Source organism: Hymenobacter amundsenii, assembly GCF_002204745.1.
GTDB lineage: Bacteria > Bacteroidota > Bacteroidia > Cytophagales > Hymenobacteraceae > Hymenobacter > Hymenobacter amundsenii.
On record NZ_NIRR01000020.1, the window covers coordinates 69,128 to 84,137 of the forward strand.

11 protein-coding genes are annotated in these 15,010 nt (G+C 54.8%); 5 read left to right on the forward strand and 6 right to left on the reverse strand.

Annotated features, from left to right (window positions below; all coding sequences use genetic code 11):
- Positions 1–35: 35 nt before the first annotated feature.
- Entirely contained in the window at positions 36–2,681 is a 2,646-nt protein-coding gene (locus CDA63_RS12710) for a PspC domain-containing protein (RefSeq protein WP_088464838.1), read from the forward strand.
- 411 nt (positions 2,682–3,092) lie between these two features.
- On the opposite strand, the gene CDA63_RS12715 is transcribed toward CDA63_RS12710, so the two are convergent.
- The 4 genes from CDA63_RS12715 to mce form a co-directional block, all read right to left on the reverse strand.
- On the reverse strand, positions 3,093–4,508 hold the full coding sequence (locus CDA63_RS12715) for a CCA tRNA nucleotidyltransferase (protein WP_088464839.1): 1,416 nt from the start codon (positions 4,506–4,508) through the stop codon (positions 3,093–3,095).
- A gap of 97 nt (positions 4,509–4,605) precedes the next feature.
- Positions 4,606–4,887, reverse strand: coding sequence for a hypothetical protein (locus tag CDA63_RS12720; protein WP_088464840.1), 282 nt, complete (start codon positions 4,885–4,887; stop codon positions 4,606–4,608).
- Between the two features lie 98 nt (positions 4,888–4,985).
- Entirely contained in the window at positions 4,986–5,567 is a 582-nt protein-coding gene (locus CDA63_RS12725; RefSeq protein ID WP_088464841.1) for an L-threonylcarbamoyladenylate synthase, read from the reverse strand.
- 112 nt (positions 5,568–5,679) lie between these two features.
- Positions 5,680–6,081 (reverse strand): methylmalonyl-CoA epimerase, encoded by a 402-nt coding sequence (gene mce, locus CDA63_RS12730; protein ID WP_088464842.1) that lies wholly within the window; start codon positions 6,079–6,081, stop codon positions 5,680–5,682.
- Positions 6,082–6,238: 157 nt separating this feature from the next.
- Here mce and CDA63_RS12735 point away from each other — a divergent pair, with 157 nt between their 5' ends.
- The 4 genes from CDA63_RS12735 (at position 6,239) to CDA63_RS12750 (ending at position 8,900) form a co-directional block, all read left to right on the forward strand.
- Positions 6,239–7,453, forward strand: coding sequence for an IscS subfamily cysteine desulfurase (locus CDA63_RS12735; protein ID WP_088464843.1), 1,215 nt, complete (start codon positions 6,239–6,241; stop codon positions 7,451–7,453).
- A 98-nt stretch (positions 7,454–7,551) separates the two neighbouring features.
- The gene (gene iscU, locus CDA63_RS12740) at positions 7,552–7,968 is read left to right on the forward strand and encodes a Fe-S cluster assembly scaffold IscU (protein WP_088464844.1); all 417 of its coding nucleotides are present in this window, start codon (positions 7,552–7,554) and stop codon (positions 7,966–7,968) included.
- Between the two features lie 102 nt (positions 7,969–8,070).
- Positions 8,071–8,469 (forward strand): hypothetical protein, encoded by a 399-nt coding sequence (locus tag CDA63_RS12745; protein WP_088464845.1) that lies wholly within the window; start codon positions 8,071–8,073, stop codon positions 8,467–8,469.
- Positions 8,470–8,573: 104 nt separating this feature from the next.
- The gene (locus tag CDA63_RS12750; protein WP_088464846.1) at positions 8,574–8,900 is read left to right on the forward strand and encodes a HesB/IscA family protein; all 327 of its coding nucleotides are present in this window, start codon (positions 8,574–8,576) and stop codon (positions 8,898–8,900) included.
- A gap of 85 nt (positions 8,901–8,985) precedes the next feature.
- On the opposite strand, the gene CDA63_RS12755 is transcribed toward CDA63_RS12750, so the two are convergent.
- A complete protein-coding gene (locus tag CDA63_RS12755) occupies positions 8,986–10,995 on the reverse strand; it encodes a lamin tail domain-containing protein (RefSeq protein WP_088464847.1) in 2,010 nt (669 codons plus the stop codon).
- 170 nt (positions 10,996–11,165) lie between these two features.
- Positions 11,166–14,303, reverse strand: coding sequence for a T9SS type A sorting domain-containing protein (locus CDA63_RS12760; protein ID WP_088464848.1), 3,138 nt, complete (start codon positions 14,301–14,303; stop codon positions 11,166–11,168).
- Positions 14,304–15,010 lie beyond the last annotated feature (707 nt).

The following is a 15,010-nucleotide window of genomic DNA, read 5'->3' on the forward strand; positions in this document are numbered from 1 at the left end:
GCAATTATTGTTGACTTGTTGCAGCAACCACGACCATGAAAAAGAACATCAGCATCAACCTTCAGGGCATGATCTTCCACATTGAGGAAGACGGCTACGACGTGCTCAGCCGCTACCTGAGCGAGGTGAAAGCCCACTTCAGCGGCTACCGCGGGCACGAGGAAATCGTGGCCGACATTGAGGGCCGCATTGCCGAGCTCTTCGCTGCCCGCCTCTCCCCACTCAAGCAGGTAATTACGCTGGAAGACGTGGAAGGCATGACCGCCAAAATGGGCCGCGTGAGCGACTTCCAGAACGCCGCCGAGGCCGAAGACGACGAAGACCTACTGGCCGAGGCGGTAGCCAACGGCTCGGCCGAAGGCGCTTACACCGGCTCCTCCAGCAGCTACCGCGACACCACAACGCCCCCCACCGGCGGGACCACCGCCGACGACGAAGGTGCCCCTAAGCGCCTGTACCGCGACATGGCTAACCGTAAAATTGCGGGTGTGGCGGCCGGCATTGCCCGTTACTTCGCCGTCAATCCGCTCTGGATCCGGCTGGGCTTCCTGGCATTGCTACTCGTTAAGCCCATTATCCGGGGAGTCTTCGATTTTGATGGCGACTTCCATGTGCGGGGTTTCAACTTCGGCGGGTTTGCGGCGCTGGCCTACGGCGTGCTGTGGATTGTGCTCCCCAAGCGCTACGACGCTACGCCGGCCGACGAGGACCCGACCTTCAAAAAGCTCTACCGCAACACCGATGCGGGCAAAGTGGGCGGCGTATCGGCTGGTTTGGCAGCCTACTTTCGGGTTGATATTGTACTGATCCGAATTTTGTTCCTGGTGGGCCTGTTTGCCGGCGGCTTCACGTTCCTGCTCTACATTGCCCTGTGGGTGCTGCTGCCCGAGGCGAAAACGGCCTCCGATCGGCTCCGCATGCGGGGTAGTGCCGTTACGCTCTCGGCCCTCGACAGCAACCTGCGCGGCGCTACGTATACCGATGAGGATGGCAACCCGGTGGCGGCCAACAACCGTCCGGTAGGACTGTTTTTGGAAGAGTCATTCAGCAACATTCGGCCCTTACTCAACGGCTTGGGCGGTATTATCCGGGCCGTGGTAGGAGGCATTCTGGTCCTGACCGGCTTTAGCCTACTACTTCCTATCGTGATGGGCCTGGGCATCGGGCTGGGCCTGATTTCCTCTCCCGACCGGGTCGACTTTGGTCCTCTGGAGCCGTTCCTGCTCTTCAACGACATCTCGGTCTGGGCGGTGCTCTCCTTCTTCCTGCTCGTGGGCATTCCGGCTCTGGCCCTGTTGCTGACTGGCCTTAGCATGCTACTGCGCCGCTCAGTTATGTCGAGGGCCGGTAACCTCACGCTGCTGGGCCTTTGGCTGCTGGGCATGGTAGGCAGTTCGGTAGCCGCCATCCGCATGAGCCGGGAGTTTCAACGCGAATCGGAAGTAACCCAAACCGCCGCCCTCGGAGGCCTTACCCGTTCGCGGCTGCTGCTGGAGCGCCGCCAACTCGATAACGACCAGTGGGTAGATCTAGACATAATTGGCATCGACAGTGCCCAGGCTCCACGCCTAGAGCGTATTGTCTCGGCTAAGGGCTCCTCCGATTCGCTGGCCCGCCGCAACGCCGCTACCTCCACCATGCACTCGGCCCGGGTTCTCAACGACTCTACGCTGAGCGTGGACGACCACTTCACTTACCAGCCCAACGCCCGGTTGCGTGACCAGCGGATGCAGTTGCGCCTACTCATGCCCCGCGACCGGACGTTCCGCATGACGGAGGGTTTTGCCACCTGGCTTGGCAACAACGACTACCTGGATGGTCGGGACCCTTATCACCCCGAGAACTTTGTATACCGCATGCGGGGCAGCAAGCTCGAATGCCTCACCTGCACCGACACCGACCTACGCGGCAGCAACAGCGGCGACGACCGCAACGACAACGAGAACCGCTCCGACTACGATGAAGGCCGCGACGAGGCCAACCTCAACCTTGATTTTGGCCAGATCGACAAATTTGATACCGCCGAAAATGGCTATGGCTCCGGCCGGCGCAACTTCTCGGAAGACGACTTCGACCACGTGAGTGTGGTAGGCCCCTACCGGGTAGTAATACGGCCCGGCAACTCCTACGCCGTGAAAGCGGCCGGTTCCGACGACGCCCTGCGCCAGCTGATAGTTGAGCGCGAAGGCAGCGAGCTGGTCGTGAAACCACGCAACCGCAGCGTCTTTGGTTTGAGCCGCGGCAACTCCGACCCCGTCCTCATCACTATTGAGCTGCCCGAGCTCAACCACTTGGAGCTGGTGGGCGGGGCCCGGGCCCAGGTAAGCGGCTTCCGCACCGGCGACCTGCGCATCGAGCAGGCCGGCGGCACCCAGCTAGCCCTCGATGGCGAGTTCAACGAGCTGAACATGGAGCTGGCCGGCGGCTGCCGGGCCGACCTGCGCGGTTCAGCCGACCAACTCAAAGTAGATGGGGCCGGCGCTTGCGAAGTCACGGCCCCCCGCTTCACGGCCCGCCGCGCCGATATCGACGTAGTAGGCGCCAGCAAAGTACGACTGCGGGTAACCGAGGAGCTAAATGCGGAGGCCACCGGGGCCAGCGTTATCGAGTATAGCGGCAACCCCACCGACGTTAACCGTAGCGCCATCGGCGCCTCCACCATCCGGGCCATGCGCGACTAGCTGTACAGCGAGTCGGCGGAGCTTTTAACCGGTTCCGGCGGTAGCTTGGTTGCACGAAAAACAGCGCTTATCTGGGCCTGCAAAGCCCCCGCCTATTTCGTGTAACCCTCTGGCAATTCACCCGTTCTATTCAACAGAACGCTCGTTTTTGTCTTTCTACTTTTGGCCAGGCAACGATTGGCCCGGTTTTCTCATCTATCGAATCTGATGCCGCCAAGGCATTGCCAAACAAGGGTCCATTTGTGAGTGAAAAGGTGAGACCCGAAGGAAGCCCCGACCTAGTTACCTGCTGCAACAGGATGGCCGGAGCTTCCTTCATTGGTTTTTCGATGAGCCTTGAGCATTAAATAACTGCGGCCCCTACCCTCGTAAAATCGGGGTGGGGGCGCAGTTATTTAATGCTCAAGGCTTCTACTCTACCGCCGTGAGGCCCTGCTGCCGGCCCAGCTCCAGTAGCAGCGCTAGTGCCTCCTCATACTCATTACGAACTTTGCCTTCCAGAATAGCATCAAGCAATGCGTCCTTCAGCTCGCCCACCGTGCGGCTGGGTTTAAGGCCGAAGGTTTCCATAATGATTTCGCCCGTGATAACGGGCTTGAAGTTGCGCAAGTGGTCTTTTTCCTCCACTTCGCGCAGCTTCTCCTCCACCACATCGAAGTTGCGCAGGTAGCGGGCCACGCGGTTGTGGTCCTTGCTGGTGATATCGGCCCGGCACAGCAGCATGAGGCGGTCCACATCGTCGCCGGCTTCGAATAGCAGCCGGCGCACGGCCGAGTCGGTTACGATTTCCTTGACCAGCGAAATCGGCCGCAGGTGCAGGCGCACGAGCTTCTGTACCTGCCGCATTTCTTCGCCCAGCGGCAGCTTGAAATCGGTGAAAATACCCGGTACCCAGCGCGCGCCCTTGTCCTCGTGGCCATGAAACGTCCACCCTACCCGCTTATCGTAACGTTTGGTGGCGGGCTTGGCGATGTCGTGCAGCACGGCGGCCCAGCGCAGCCACAGGTCGCCCCCGGCGGCAGCCACGTTGTCGAGTACTTGCAGGGTATGGTAGAAATTGTCTTTGTGGGCGTGCTGGCCTACTTTCTCTACCCCCTGAAGCTGGGCCATTTTTGGGAAGATGAGTTCCAGCAGGCCGCAGCTGAAGAGTAGTTTGAAGCCGTAACTCGGCTTAGGCACCAGCAGCATCTTGTTGATTTCGGTCGTAATCCGCTCCTGCGACACGATTTTGATGCGCTCTTTATTGCGGGTCAAGGCATCGAAGGTGTCGGGCTCAATGTCGAAGTCGAGCTGGGCGGCGAACCGGATAGCCCGTAGCATGCGCAACGGGTCGTCGGAAAACGTAATATCGGGGTCGAGGGGCGTGCGGATAAGCTTGCGGCCCAAATCGCCCATACCGTCGTAGCGGTCTACGAGCGCACCAAAATCGGCCGGATTCAAACTCAAACCGAGGGCATTGATGGTGAAGTCGCGGCGGGCCAGGTCTTCTTCCAGCGTCCCGGCTTCCACCTCGGGCTTTCGGCTCTCAGCCCGGTAGCTTTCGCGCCGGGCGCCCACGAATTCCACTTCAATATCGGGCGTGGGCAGCATGGCCGTCCCGAAGTTCTTGAATACCGTTACGCGGGGCTTGCCGGGCAGGCGGCGGCCCACTTCCTGGGCCAGCCGGATACCGTCGCCCACGCATACTACGTCCACGTCCTTGCTGGGCCGTCCGAGGGCCAAGTCGCGCACGAAGCCACCAATAACATAGGCCGGATAGCCCAGCTCACCGGCCGCATCGGCAATCGTCTGAAACAGGGGTAAATCGGGCAGGCGCGGGTTTTCCATGCCGCAAAGGTAGCAAGGCCCCGCTTTATAGGCCCGCAAAAAAGCTCCTCCGGAACCAATCCGGAGGAGCTTTAAGGTAAGAAGCTGCTAAAGCCGATTACTGCTTGGCAGGCATTTCTTCTACCATACCATTGGTCGTACGGTCCTGCACTACGGCCGTGTCGCCGGGCTCAGGAGCCATATTGGCTTTGGCGTCAGCGGCCATGTTGTCGGTGGTGTTCTCGATGGCATCACCAGTATTCTCGGCGGCACTAGCAGCGTCGTTGGCGGCGCTTTCGGCAGTAGCCTCGGCGTTGTCCTGGGTCTTCTCCGAGCACGAAGCCAAAGCGAAAGGAGCGAAAGCAGCTACTACGAGCAAAGATTTGAAGGAGAATTTCATAACTGGAAAGCAAAAGGATGAAGAATGAATTTCCCTTTCATACCTGCAACCCCAAAAAGTAACCTCCTGCCGAGCTTGATTTTTTTTTTAGCCCCAGTCTAATCGCGCAGCACCTCTAGGCCTCCATCGGCCCGCAACCGCACTACCCGCGACGGGGCGGCCCGGGTATCATCGTCCTGTCGCCAGTTCACCACATAATCGACCTTGCGAATAATTTCGGGCGCCACCTCGCTGAACACGGCCGGCGACGGCTCCCCGCTTTTGTTGGCTGACGTTGACACCAGCCCGTGCCCCAGGCGGCGCAGCACCAGCCGGCAGAATTCGTCGCTGAGCACTACCCGCATCCCAATGGTGCCATCGGGAGCCAATAAATTGGGCGCTAGGTGGCGGCTGCCGGGTACCACGTAGGTAGTGGGCCTGGTTTGGGTGGCCAGCAGTTCGGCCAAATTGTCTGGCACCACTTCGGCGTAGCGGGCAAACATGGCCTCGTCGGCCACCAGCACAATACAGGCCTTCTCGGCCGGCCGGTTCTTTAGCTGGTAGAGTTGCTCAACGGCCCGAGGCAATTCGGCGTCGCAGCCCAGCCCCCATACCGTATCGGTGGGGTACAGAATCACCTGTTGCAGCAGCAGCGCGTCTACCGCCATGTCGGCTTCGGAACGCAGGAATTTAGGGAGCATAACAGGGGAGTTAAAAAATTAGGGACTTAATTTTCAGCGTTTCGAATCTGGGTGGCTGAGGTCTTAAAGAACTAACTTGCTCTCGCTCATAAATGCTTCAGACCGCAAGTTCTTAAACTGACTGGCAGAGTTCCACGAGCACACCAGCGGCCGATTTGGGATGAACAAAGCAGACGAGCTTATTATCGGCGCCGCGTTTGGGCTCTTCGTTTAACAGGATGAAGCCCTCGGATCGCAGGCGGGCCATTTCCGCCCGGATATCGTCGACCTCAAAGGCGACATGGTGGATGCCTTCCGGCTTTTTAGCCAAGTACTTCGTGATGGCACTATCGGGCGAGGTACCGGCCAAGAGCTCAATTTTAGAGCCACCCACCTGGAAAAACACCGTGTCAACCGACTCAGAGGCTACGTGTTCGCGCTTGTAGGGCTCTTGGCCAAGTAAGGTGGTGTAAAGGGCCGTGGCCGCTTCGAGGTCGTTGACGGCCAAGCCGAGGTGTTCGAGGTTGGTAAACATATGAGCGGGAGAAAAGGGGCTGCGGGTACATAGCGCAGCTTCTTTGGATTTGTTCTACTTTTGCAGTTGCAAATATGGGTAGAATCGTAAACCTGTTTCCTGGTTTGCGTGTTCTACCTGCGAATGATTCTCCGCTGCCAAACCAGAACTCCGAGCCATGCTCAAGCTACCCATTTACCTCGATAACAACGCCACTACTCCCCTCGACCCGCGGGTTCTGGAGGCCATGATGCCGTACCTGACCGAGGTATTCGGCAATGCGGCTTCCCGCAACCATCCCTTCGGCTGGGCCGCCGAGGAAGCCGTTGATTATGCCCGCGAACAGATTGCCAGCCTTATCAACTGCGACCCAAAGGAGATTATCTTCACTTCGGGTGCTACCGAATCGGATAATCTGGCCATCAAAGGCATCTTCGAGATGTACGCCCAGAAGGGCAACCACATCATCACGACCACCACCGAGCACAAAGCTATTCTTGATACGTGCAAGCACATCGAGAAAATTGGCGGTAAGGTAACCTACTTGCCCGTAAACGCGGAAGGCCTCATTAACCTGGAAGAGTTGGAAGCTGCCATGACCCCGGAAACCATTCTGGTGACCATCATGTACGGCAACAACGAAACCGGCACCATCCAGCCCATTCGCGAAATTGCCGCTATTGCCCACAAGCATGGCGCGCTGTTCATGACCGATGGTACCCAGGCTGTAGGCAAGATTCCGGTCGACGTGCTGGCTGATGGCATTGACCTGATGGCCTTCACGGCTCATAAAATGTACGGCCCTAAGGGTGTTGGTGCTATGTACGTGCGCCGCAAGAACCCCCGGGTTAAAGTAACCGCCCAGATGGACGGTGGTGGGCATGAACGTGGCATGCGTTCGGGTACCCTCAACGTTCCTGGCATCGTAGGTCTGGGCAAAGCTTGCGAACTGGCCAAGCAGGAAATGGCAGCCGACGCCGCACGCCTGAGCACCATGCGCGACCGACTCGAAAAAGAATTGCTGACGCTCGAAGAGAGCTACGTAAACGGTTCTATAGAGCACCGCCTTCCTCATGTAGCCAACATCTCCTTCAAATATGTGGAGGGCGAAGGCCTGATGATGGGCGTGAAAGACTTGGCTGTATCCTCGGGTTCAGCTTGTACTTCGGCCTCGTTGGAGCCTTCTTACGTACTTAAAGCATTGGGCCTGAGCGATGACCTCGCTCACAGCTCGTTGCGCTTCGGCCTAAGCCGCTTTACCACCGACGAGCAGATTGACTATGCCATTGGCCACGTAAAAGAGGCCGTTACGAAGCTGCGCGAAATGTCGCCGCTCTGGGAGATGTTCCAGGATGGCATTGACCTCGACAAAATTGAGTGGGCCGAGCATTAATTCTCCTGACTTTAGTACAGAGACATGAGATGTGAGACTCGGTTCATCTGTTTTTGCCAAAATCTCACATCTCATTTCTAATATCTGACTTCTACATCATGGCTTACTCCGATAAAGTGATTGACCATTACAGCAACCCCCGCAACGTGGGCACGCTGGATAAAAGCAAGAAAAGCGTAGGTACCGGCCTCGTGGGTGCTCCTGAGTGCGGCGACGTTATGCGTTTGCAAATTGAGGTAGACGAAGCCACAAACACCATCACCGACGCTAAATTCAAAACGTTCGGCTGCGGTTCGGCCATTGCTTCTTCGTCGTTGGCGACGGAGTGGCTGAAAGGCAAGACCGTGGACGAGGCGCTGGCCATCGACAACATGGAAATTGTGGAAGAGCTGGCTCTGCCGCCCGTGAAGATCCACTGCTCGGTTTTAGCCGAGGATGCTATAAAGTCAGCCATCAACGACTACCGCGTGAAAAATGGTATGCCGGAATTGGAAATGGCTAAATCACACCACTAGTTCTAGCTTTTTAAGCTGTTAGCTGATAGCGGCTGGCCGTTAGCTTTCGTTTAGCAACGGGATAACGGCAGCGCTATCAGCTAACAGCTAACAGCTTGAAAAATGTCTGACGTTCACGTAGAAATTGCCCGGATTCAGCGGCAGATAGAAGACTATCTGGGGCTGGGTGCGGGCAATTTGGTGTTTGAGTTTCGGCTCTTGGAAGGCCTAACGCGGCTTGATCTGATAACCATAAACCCACGCCACCACCAGAGCTTTCTGTTCCGCTACGAAACCGGATCGGATAAGCTAGAGGCTTTGCGCAAAATGCTGGCTTACGTGCAGCGCTACCGCGACGAGGAAAGCCCTTACACTATTCAGTGGCGGGCTCGGGGCGAGAAGGAGTTGCAGACCTCCTACTTCCGAGCCCACCATGTGTACGAGGCTCTTGACAAGCTTTATTATGGCCGCGACCTGAGTATTATTACCGTATTCAGCGTAGTTCTTAATCCAAGCTCCTAAAACGCTGGTTTATTAGAACGATTCTGAACAAGAGCCGTATCTTTGGTGTTCTGCTGCTGTGCCGTGGCCCGGCGGTTTTTCACCAGGATTTTCCTTTTTTGCCCATGATTACCGTTTCTGATAAAGCCAAAGAGAAAGTCGAGAAGCTCATGCACGATGCAGCGCTTGATGCTACTTATCGTCTGCGGGCCTCGGTGGCTGGCGGCGGTTGCTCGGGCTTAAGCTATAAGCTCGACTTCGATGATGAGGTAAAGCCCATGGACCAGGAGTTTGAGGACAAGGGTGTGAAGGTAGTAGTGGATATGAAAAGCTTCCTTTACTTGGCCGGCACCGAACTCGATTTCTCTGACGGGCTAAATGGGAAGGGCTTCTTCTTCGACAATCCGAATGCCTCCCGCACCTGCGGTTGTGGCGACAGTTTCTCGGTCTAAATTTTTACTGTTCTCTCTTAACAGAAGAGCCTTCTCCATTAGGGGAAGGCTCTTCTGTTAGGTATTATCGAGGTCAAGGCACTTGTTACTGCTTAAGGAATTTGCGGATTTGGCTACCTGCTGCCGTGGTCACTTCCAGCTGGTACACCCCAGCGGGCAAGGCAGCAACGTCGAGCACAGCTATACCGGAGGGGGCCTCCCCTACAAGCACCACACGACCGGCTAAACTAATCACGCGGTAGTTTACTATGGCTACCGGAGCTACTAGCGTCAGTTCAACCGAGGCCGGGTCAGGATAAAGCTGCCACTCCCCGCTGGCCGCAAGGCTTACCACAGCCGAGTACGCCTCTTTGCCATCAGTGTCTACCTGATGCAGGCGATAATAGCTCACACCGGGTAATGGCTGCCTGTCTTGGGCAGTGTAATTGCGATGGCTGGCTGTGTTGCCTTGGCCGGCTACGGTGGCAATAGTCTGGAATACTTGCCCGGAGGCTGAGCGCTGCAATTCGAAACGGGCGCTGTTGCGCTCGAAAGCCGTAACCCACCGCAGCCGCACTCCCCCCATTACCCGCTCGGCTCCAAACGTTAGTAGTTCAACGGGCAGTGGGCTGTTGCAGAGCACCACCGCAGTAGCCGAATTACGCGGCACAGGCGTTTTGATGTCGAAATCCGCTCTGTTATCGTTGGTGTCCTGGCAGCCATTGGCCTTGCGGATAGCGGCCGATGCATTGGCAATGGCGCCGGTGGAGTTACCGCCTTCTGCTTGAGTAGACGTTCCGTAACCCACAAAATCAACAACGTTGGTACTCGTTGGGCCCGTTACAAGGGTGTTAGAGCTAGCCAGTGCTATCTTCCCGTTGCTCGCGCTTAACCTAGTAGTGCCGGTAAAATCTGGTGTAGGCAAAGATGCTCCAATGGCCCCGGTTGCTCCAGCCAATTGTAACAGAAAGTAACTGCCCGCTGGAATGGAGGCCGTGGCTGGCAGTGTTTCCGAATTGACGGTCGAAAAGGTACCATTGTTAGCCGCCGCATACTGCACCGACCAGCCGGCTAACGATACAGCTGCAGCGCTACGGTTGTAAAGCTCCACAAAATCGTTTTTATACGTCGCACCCACGTTGCCGCCGCCCCCGTAGAGCTGGCTGATAACCACCCTTCCGACCAGCGATTCGACCGTGAAGTTTGTAGCGCTACTGCTGGTCTTGTTACCCAGGGCCACTGTTATAGGACCAGTGCTACTGCCCGCCGGTACGGTAGCCCTCAGTTGCGTAGCCGAAACTACGCTCACGGCAATAGCATCTGTCCCGTTGAAACCAACACTAACTTCTTTGACGAACCCAGTCCCGTTGATGGTGACCACGGTTCCCACTGGTCCGGCGACCGGGGTAAAGCTGCTGATGGTGGGGGCCGCGACGGAAGGTCCGACACTACTCGTTACCATTACCTCATCCAAACCAATACGAGTGCGAGTGCCACCGCCAGGCAAGCTGTAATACAACCACCGGATCTGTACCACTGGCTGGTCGTTTACCGCTTCAGGCAGCGCAATAGCGTTGAACAGCATACTTTGCCCGGAGGCATTACCCTCAAATTTGGTGTCAGCTACCTCAGTGAAGCTGCCCGTTTGCCCCAACCGGTATTGTAGCCTCAACCCATTGGCACGGCCACCGGGGCTGATGACACTGGCGACCCAACTAACCAGCACCTGAGCCCGTCCAGTCGTGTTCAGGCCCAATGTTACAGCTCCAATGGTATTAGTGCCGCTACCAAGTACACTAACACCATTTGCTCCTTCATTGCGAATATTACTGCTAGTAACAGCCCCTCCGGCTACCAATGCTGCATCGGCGTTCGGAGAGCTGACGGTAGTAGCATCCGGCTCGCTGGTAAAGCTATGGCCCTGCAAAGATACTGGGTAGTTGGTTGAGGTGGCATCATTGAATCCTCTGAATTCATAGGCACCCAGGGCCAAGTTATGGGGCGTTGGATTGGTTTGCCCCCAACCTATTCCAGGTACCAGCAGCAACAATAACAGCAAGCTAACAAGTAGGCGCCGGAACGCCCAACTCCCGTAGGAGAAGTTGAGATATTTCATAAAGCTGAAGGGTATAATTGCTAATACTCGCCTAATCTATATACAAATACTCAATAATACTTTTCTTATTTGCCATTGCATCTACTGCGGAGTACCTATTTGGCCTGATAACAAAAAAAGAGCCTCTCCCGAAGCGGGAGAGGCTCTTCATTAGATAGTTATGCCATAATTTAGTTGCGAACAACCCGGCGGGTCACTTTCGTATTGCCTTCGCCCACGGTTACCAGGTAGATTCCCGTCCGCAGAGTCGACATGTCGAGTTTACCGTCAGCGCGCAACTTCTGTGTGCTGAGAACCCGACCTGTCAGATCGGTCACAGTTACTACTGTGCCTTCGGTCGGAGCACCACCCACCGTAATCGTCAGTTGGTCGCTTACTGGGTTAGGGTACATGTTAATTTCCCCAGCCTTGAGCAGATTGACAGCAACCGGCGTCGAATAAGTGGTCTTGCCATCCCGATCTACCTGCTTAAGGCGGTAGTAACCGAGGCCGTTAAGCGGCTGACGGTCAACTTCATTGTAGGTCGTACCAGCACTGGTCGTACCCTGGCCAGCGCGGGTCAGAATCGTGGTAAATGAGCGGCCATCGCGGCTACGCTCCACTTCGAACTGCTTGTTGTTGAGTTCGGAAGCCGTTTCCCAACGTAGGGCTACCTGCGAACCGTTCACCTTAGCCGAGAACGATACGAGCGAAACTGGCAGCGGTGGGTTACCTGGTGCAATGATGCCAGGTATTGAATTAGGCACGGGCGGCGACAGGTAATTTTCGGCACCGCTAACGGCCACGTTAAAGTTGTTATCAATGTTGTTGTACTCGAACGTGTAGAAGTAATACGTCGTGCTTGGGTTCAGCCCGTCGATTACTACAGTGTTATTGGGTCCGGAATAAACTACAAAATAACCGGGGGCAATTTGCGGCCCCACACCGTACGTCTGGTTACCTGTCTGATAAGAAATACCATCCTGTGGCTGGTTATTAGCCGGTAACGTAGGATTAACGCTGGCTACGATCAAGCGGCCTTCACCAAAGCCTTGGGCGGCATAATTTGCAGGCAGGTTGAAAACAACAGTTGCAGTGTTTCCATCACGGGTTACCGTGGCAGTGCTTCGCATTGTAGGTTCGGTATCAATCGAGCGGCCGGTAAGCAGGTCATTAACGCCAAACGACTGAGTTGACATGTTCGAGAAGTCATTGCTCTGGAACTGTAGCGTCGATTGTCCGGAACCTAGATAAGTCGGCGTGTACCGTACATAGATAGGTTGGTTAACCGTGTAGGTAGAAGAATTCGGAGTAAGTACCAGTGAGTTGGTAAACGTCACGTTATCCAGCGACAGCTCAAACTGCTGAACTCCATTGGGGTTCAGTGGATTTGAGGAGAGGAGCTTGGTAATGTTGATGGGTTGCAAAACTCGCTGTGCATTGATGGTTAATGCCTGCGATGCTGACTTCGTGTTGATAATCACGTTGCGAACCTCTTGGAAGGCATTCGCAATTTGAATGGTCGGCTCACTGGTGCCATTTACCTGAATAGCCTGCGAGGTAGCTGGGCTGCTCGAATTCAAAATAATAGACGTAGTGCTCAAGGCCGAAGGCGGCAGGAAACGCACATATACCGTTGTATTCGGTACGTCGCCGGCAGGGCCCTGGGGTATCACAAACGAATTACCCGTTCCGATTATACCGTCAAAGGTTGAAGTAAGCGAAACCTGAAAGTATTGGGGAGCCGCTACCGTAATACCTTGCAACAGATTGGTACCCGTTACAGTGTACGATTGCACATCAGAGGCCACGCCTGGTACCGTTGAAAACTGGTTAAGAACACCCGAAACGTTAATGGTCGAGTTACCACCGGTGCTGTTAGCTGTAATCGAAACTACTGCATCGGGGGCTCCCACGCTGGAAGCAGTTATAGAACCGCTGAACGCACCTTTATCTACTGGTGCTACCAACCGTACTTCAATGTTACGCAACGAAACCGACCCATCGGTAGCAGGGGTAATTGTGATAGGACCATTCACGAAGTCTCCACCTGCCGAAGCATCACGGAAAACGATGTTATTATTGGAACCCGTCAGCACTAACGGAGCCGTTAGGTTGCCTGCATTAATGGCGAAGGCCAAGGTTTGGGCCGATCCAGTATTGGAAACTGTCCCAAAATTCAGCGCTGAGGGATTCACCACAATGAACGGACCCGTAGGAGCCGCCGTAGCGTCGCCCGTTACGGCAACCCCAGTGGAGGCACCGCCGTTGCCGGTTGTAGTAGCCGTGATAGTCGAGTTGTAGCTACCCGCAGAGGTAGGCGCGAAGCGGGCCTGCAGGCTAGCATTGATCGAGTTGTTGGTGGGACTGAGCGTAATAACAGATACGAAGTTGCCCGAGTTGCCCTGACGAATCAGAAAGCCATTAGGGGCACTTACCGTTACATCAGACGTAATGTTTTCACCGGTTACAGTAAAGTTCTGAGGAGCAGAAACCTGTCCGGCTTGGAAAGTTCCAAAGTCAAGTTGGGCTGGAGCCGAAGACAAGGAAGCTGGCGGCAAGGTACCGATACCGGAAACGCCTACGTTGCGCGTAGTAGCGTCCATGCTGGCAAACGTAACGTTCCGCACTTGCTCACCCGCTGTTGTCGGTGCAAATACTACATTAACAATGGCATCAGTAACCGTACCGCTGCCTTGCGGGATTTCAACCGTGGCACTATAGGCGCTGTTATTAAAGCTTACCTGAAAACCAGTAGGAGCCGTAACTGTAATAGGAGCCGTCAACGACGTAGCATTAACAGTGACGCTCATCGGTGATGACGTGGTGTTGATCTGTTGGTTGCCGAAAGCCAGTGCAGTCGGCGTTACTGTAATAGTTGGCGTACCGGGAGTGCCAATACCTTGGACGTCAATAAACGCGTTCAATGTGGCACGATTGGCAGAGACCTGAACATATTCTTCAGAGGTGCTACCAATAAAAGTAGGTTTAAACCGCACTAGAACTGTACCTCCCGTAGCCGGAAGCGTCAGCGAAGTACTATAAGTTGTTCCTCCATTTGAGCTACCTTCAAAAGAAGGAGCATTGACAAAACTTACAGCGATGCTTCCAGATACACCAGCTGCAGTTACAGTATACTGTTTCGCTGGGGACGATACTGCTCCAACTGCTACAGAGCCATAAGTATCGGGGGACCCTGGTGAAGTAGTTGGCGTCACTGTTAGCGACTGAGCCTGCGTGATGAATGGGGCAAAGACCGCAAACATCACCAGCAGCCACACCCAGGGGCGACTGAAACTCGGATTTTTACTTAAGTACTTGTTTTTCATGATTATATAAGAAAGGAATGTTTTACAAAAAGAAGAGAATGAGTGCCATGCTATTCAGCCCGATTATGGTGAACAACGAATATGCCAAAGTTTTAGTGAGTTAGGAATGAAGCACTTGACCTAATGGTAGATACGAGAAAATCAGATACAGGATTATAATTATTCTTATATTGAATCATACATATACCATAAAATATTTTCTACCAAATCTCTACCAAACTCTCCATTTATAACGTCGAACCAATATTCAGTCTTCTGCTTGACATCAATTAGTGCTACTCTTCTGTATGGCCCATCAATCAGAAAAAAGCCATAACACGTTGTATCAGCCTTTTTTGCCTCATTCAGCAAGACCAACAACCAGCTACCCAACTTCATCCTCAATTCATAAACTGGGTCAAATTTAGTTAGGATACCTCACATGACAATCATTGCTGTTGAAAATTGGATATAGTAATAATCGAGTTTTTACTGTTTTATAACTTACCGAGGTTACTGGTTGAGTGGCCATAAGCAACCTATCATCGCCCTCCCAAACGGAGACTGGCAATCCAGAATACCATGCCTACACACTCGAAAGGGTCGCTAGCACTATGCTAGCGACCCTTCAGGCCTACGCGGCCATGCAACTACCGGCCGGGGCGTTGCCCATTGCCGAAGAACTAGCCGCTACCTGCCTGAGCTTACCCCTGTACCCGGGTATAAGT

Excerpts from the sequence above, each read along its gene's own strand:
- CDA63_RS12710 (WP_088464838.1), top strand. The coding sequence starts at position 36 with ATGAAAAAGAACATCAGCATCAACCTTCAGGGCATGATCTTCCACATT.
- CDA63_RS12715 (WP_088464839.1), bottom strand. The coding sequence starts at position 4,508 with ATGGAAAACCCGCGCCTGCCCGATTTACCCCTGTTTCAGACGATTGCC.
- CDA63_RS12720 (WP_088464840.1), bottom strand. The coding sequence starts at position 4,887 with ATGAAATTCTCCTTCAAATCTTTGCTCGTAGTAGCTGCTTTCGCTCCT.
- CDA63_RS12725 (WP_088464841.1), bottom strand. The coding sequence starts at position 5,567 with ATGCTCCCTAAATTCCTGCGTTCCGAAGCCGACATGGCGGTAGACGCG.
- mce (WP_088464842.1), bottom strand. The coding sequence starts at position 6,081 with ATGTTTACCAACCTCGAACACCTCGGCTTGGCCGTCAACGACCTCGAA.
- CDA63_RS12735 (WP_088464843.1), top strand. The coding sequence starts at position 6,239 with ATGCTCAAGCTACCCATTTACCTCGATAACAACGCCACTACTCCCCTC.
- iscU (WP_088464844.1), top strand. The coding sequence starts at position 7,552 with ATGGCTTACTCCGATAAAGTGATTGACCATTACAGCAACCCCCGCAAC.
- CDA63_RS12745 (WP_088464845.1), top strand. The coding sequence starts at position 8,071 with ATGTCTGACGTTCACGTAGAAATTGCCCGGATTCAGCGGCAGATAGAA.
- CDA63_RS12750 (WP_088464846.1), top strand. The coding sequence starts at position 8,574 with ATGATTACCGTTTCTGATAAAGCCAAAGAGAAAGTCGAGAAGCTCATG.
- CDA63_RS12755 (WP_088464847.1), bottom strand. The coding sequence starts at position 10,995 with ATGAAATATCTCAACTTCTCCTACGGGAGTTGGGCGTTCCGGCGCCTA.
- CDA63_RS12760 (WP_088464848.1), bottom strand. The coding sequence starts at position 14,303 with ATGAAAAACAAGTACTTAAGTAAAAATCCGAGTTTCAGTCGCCCCTGG.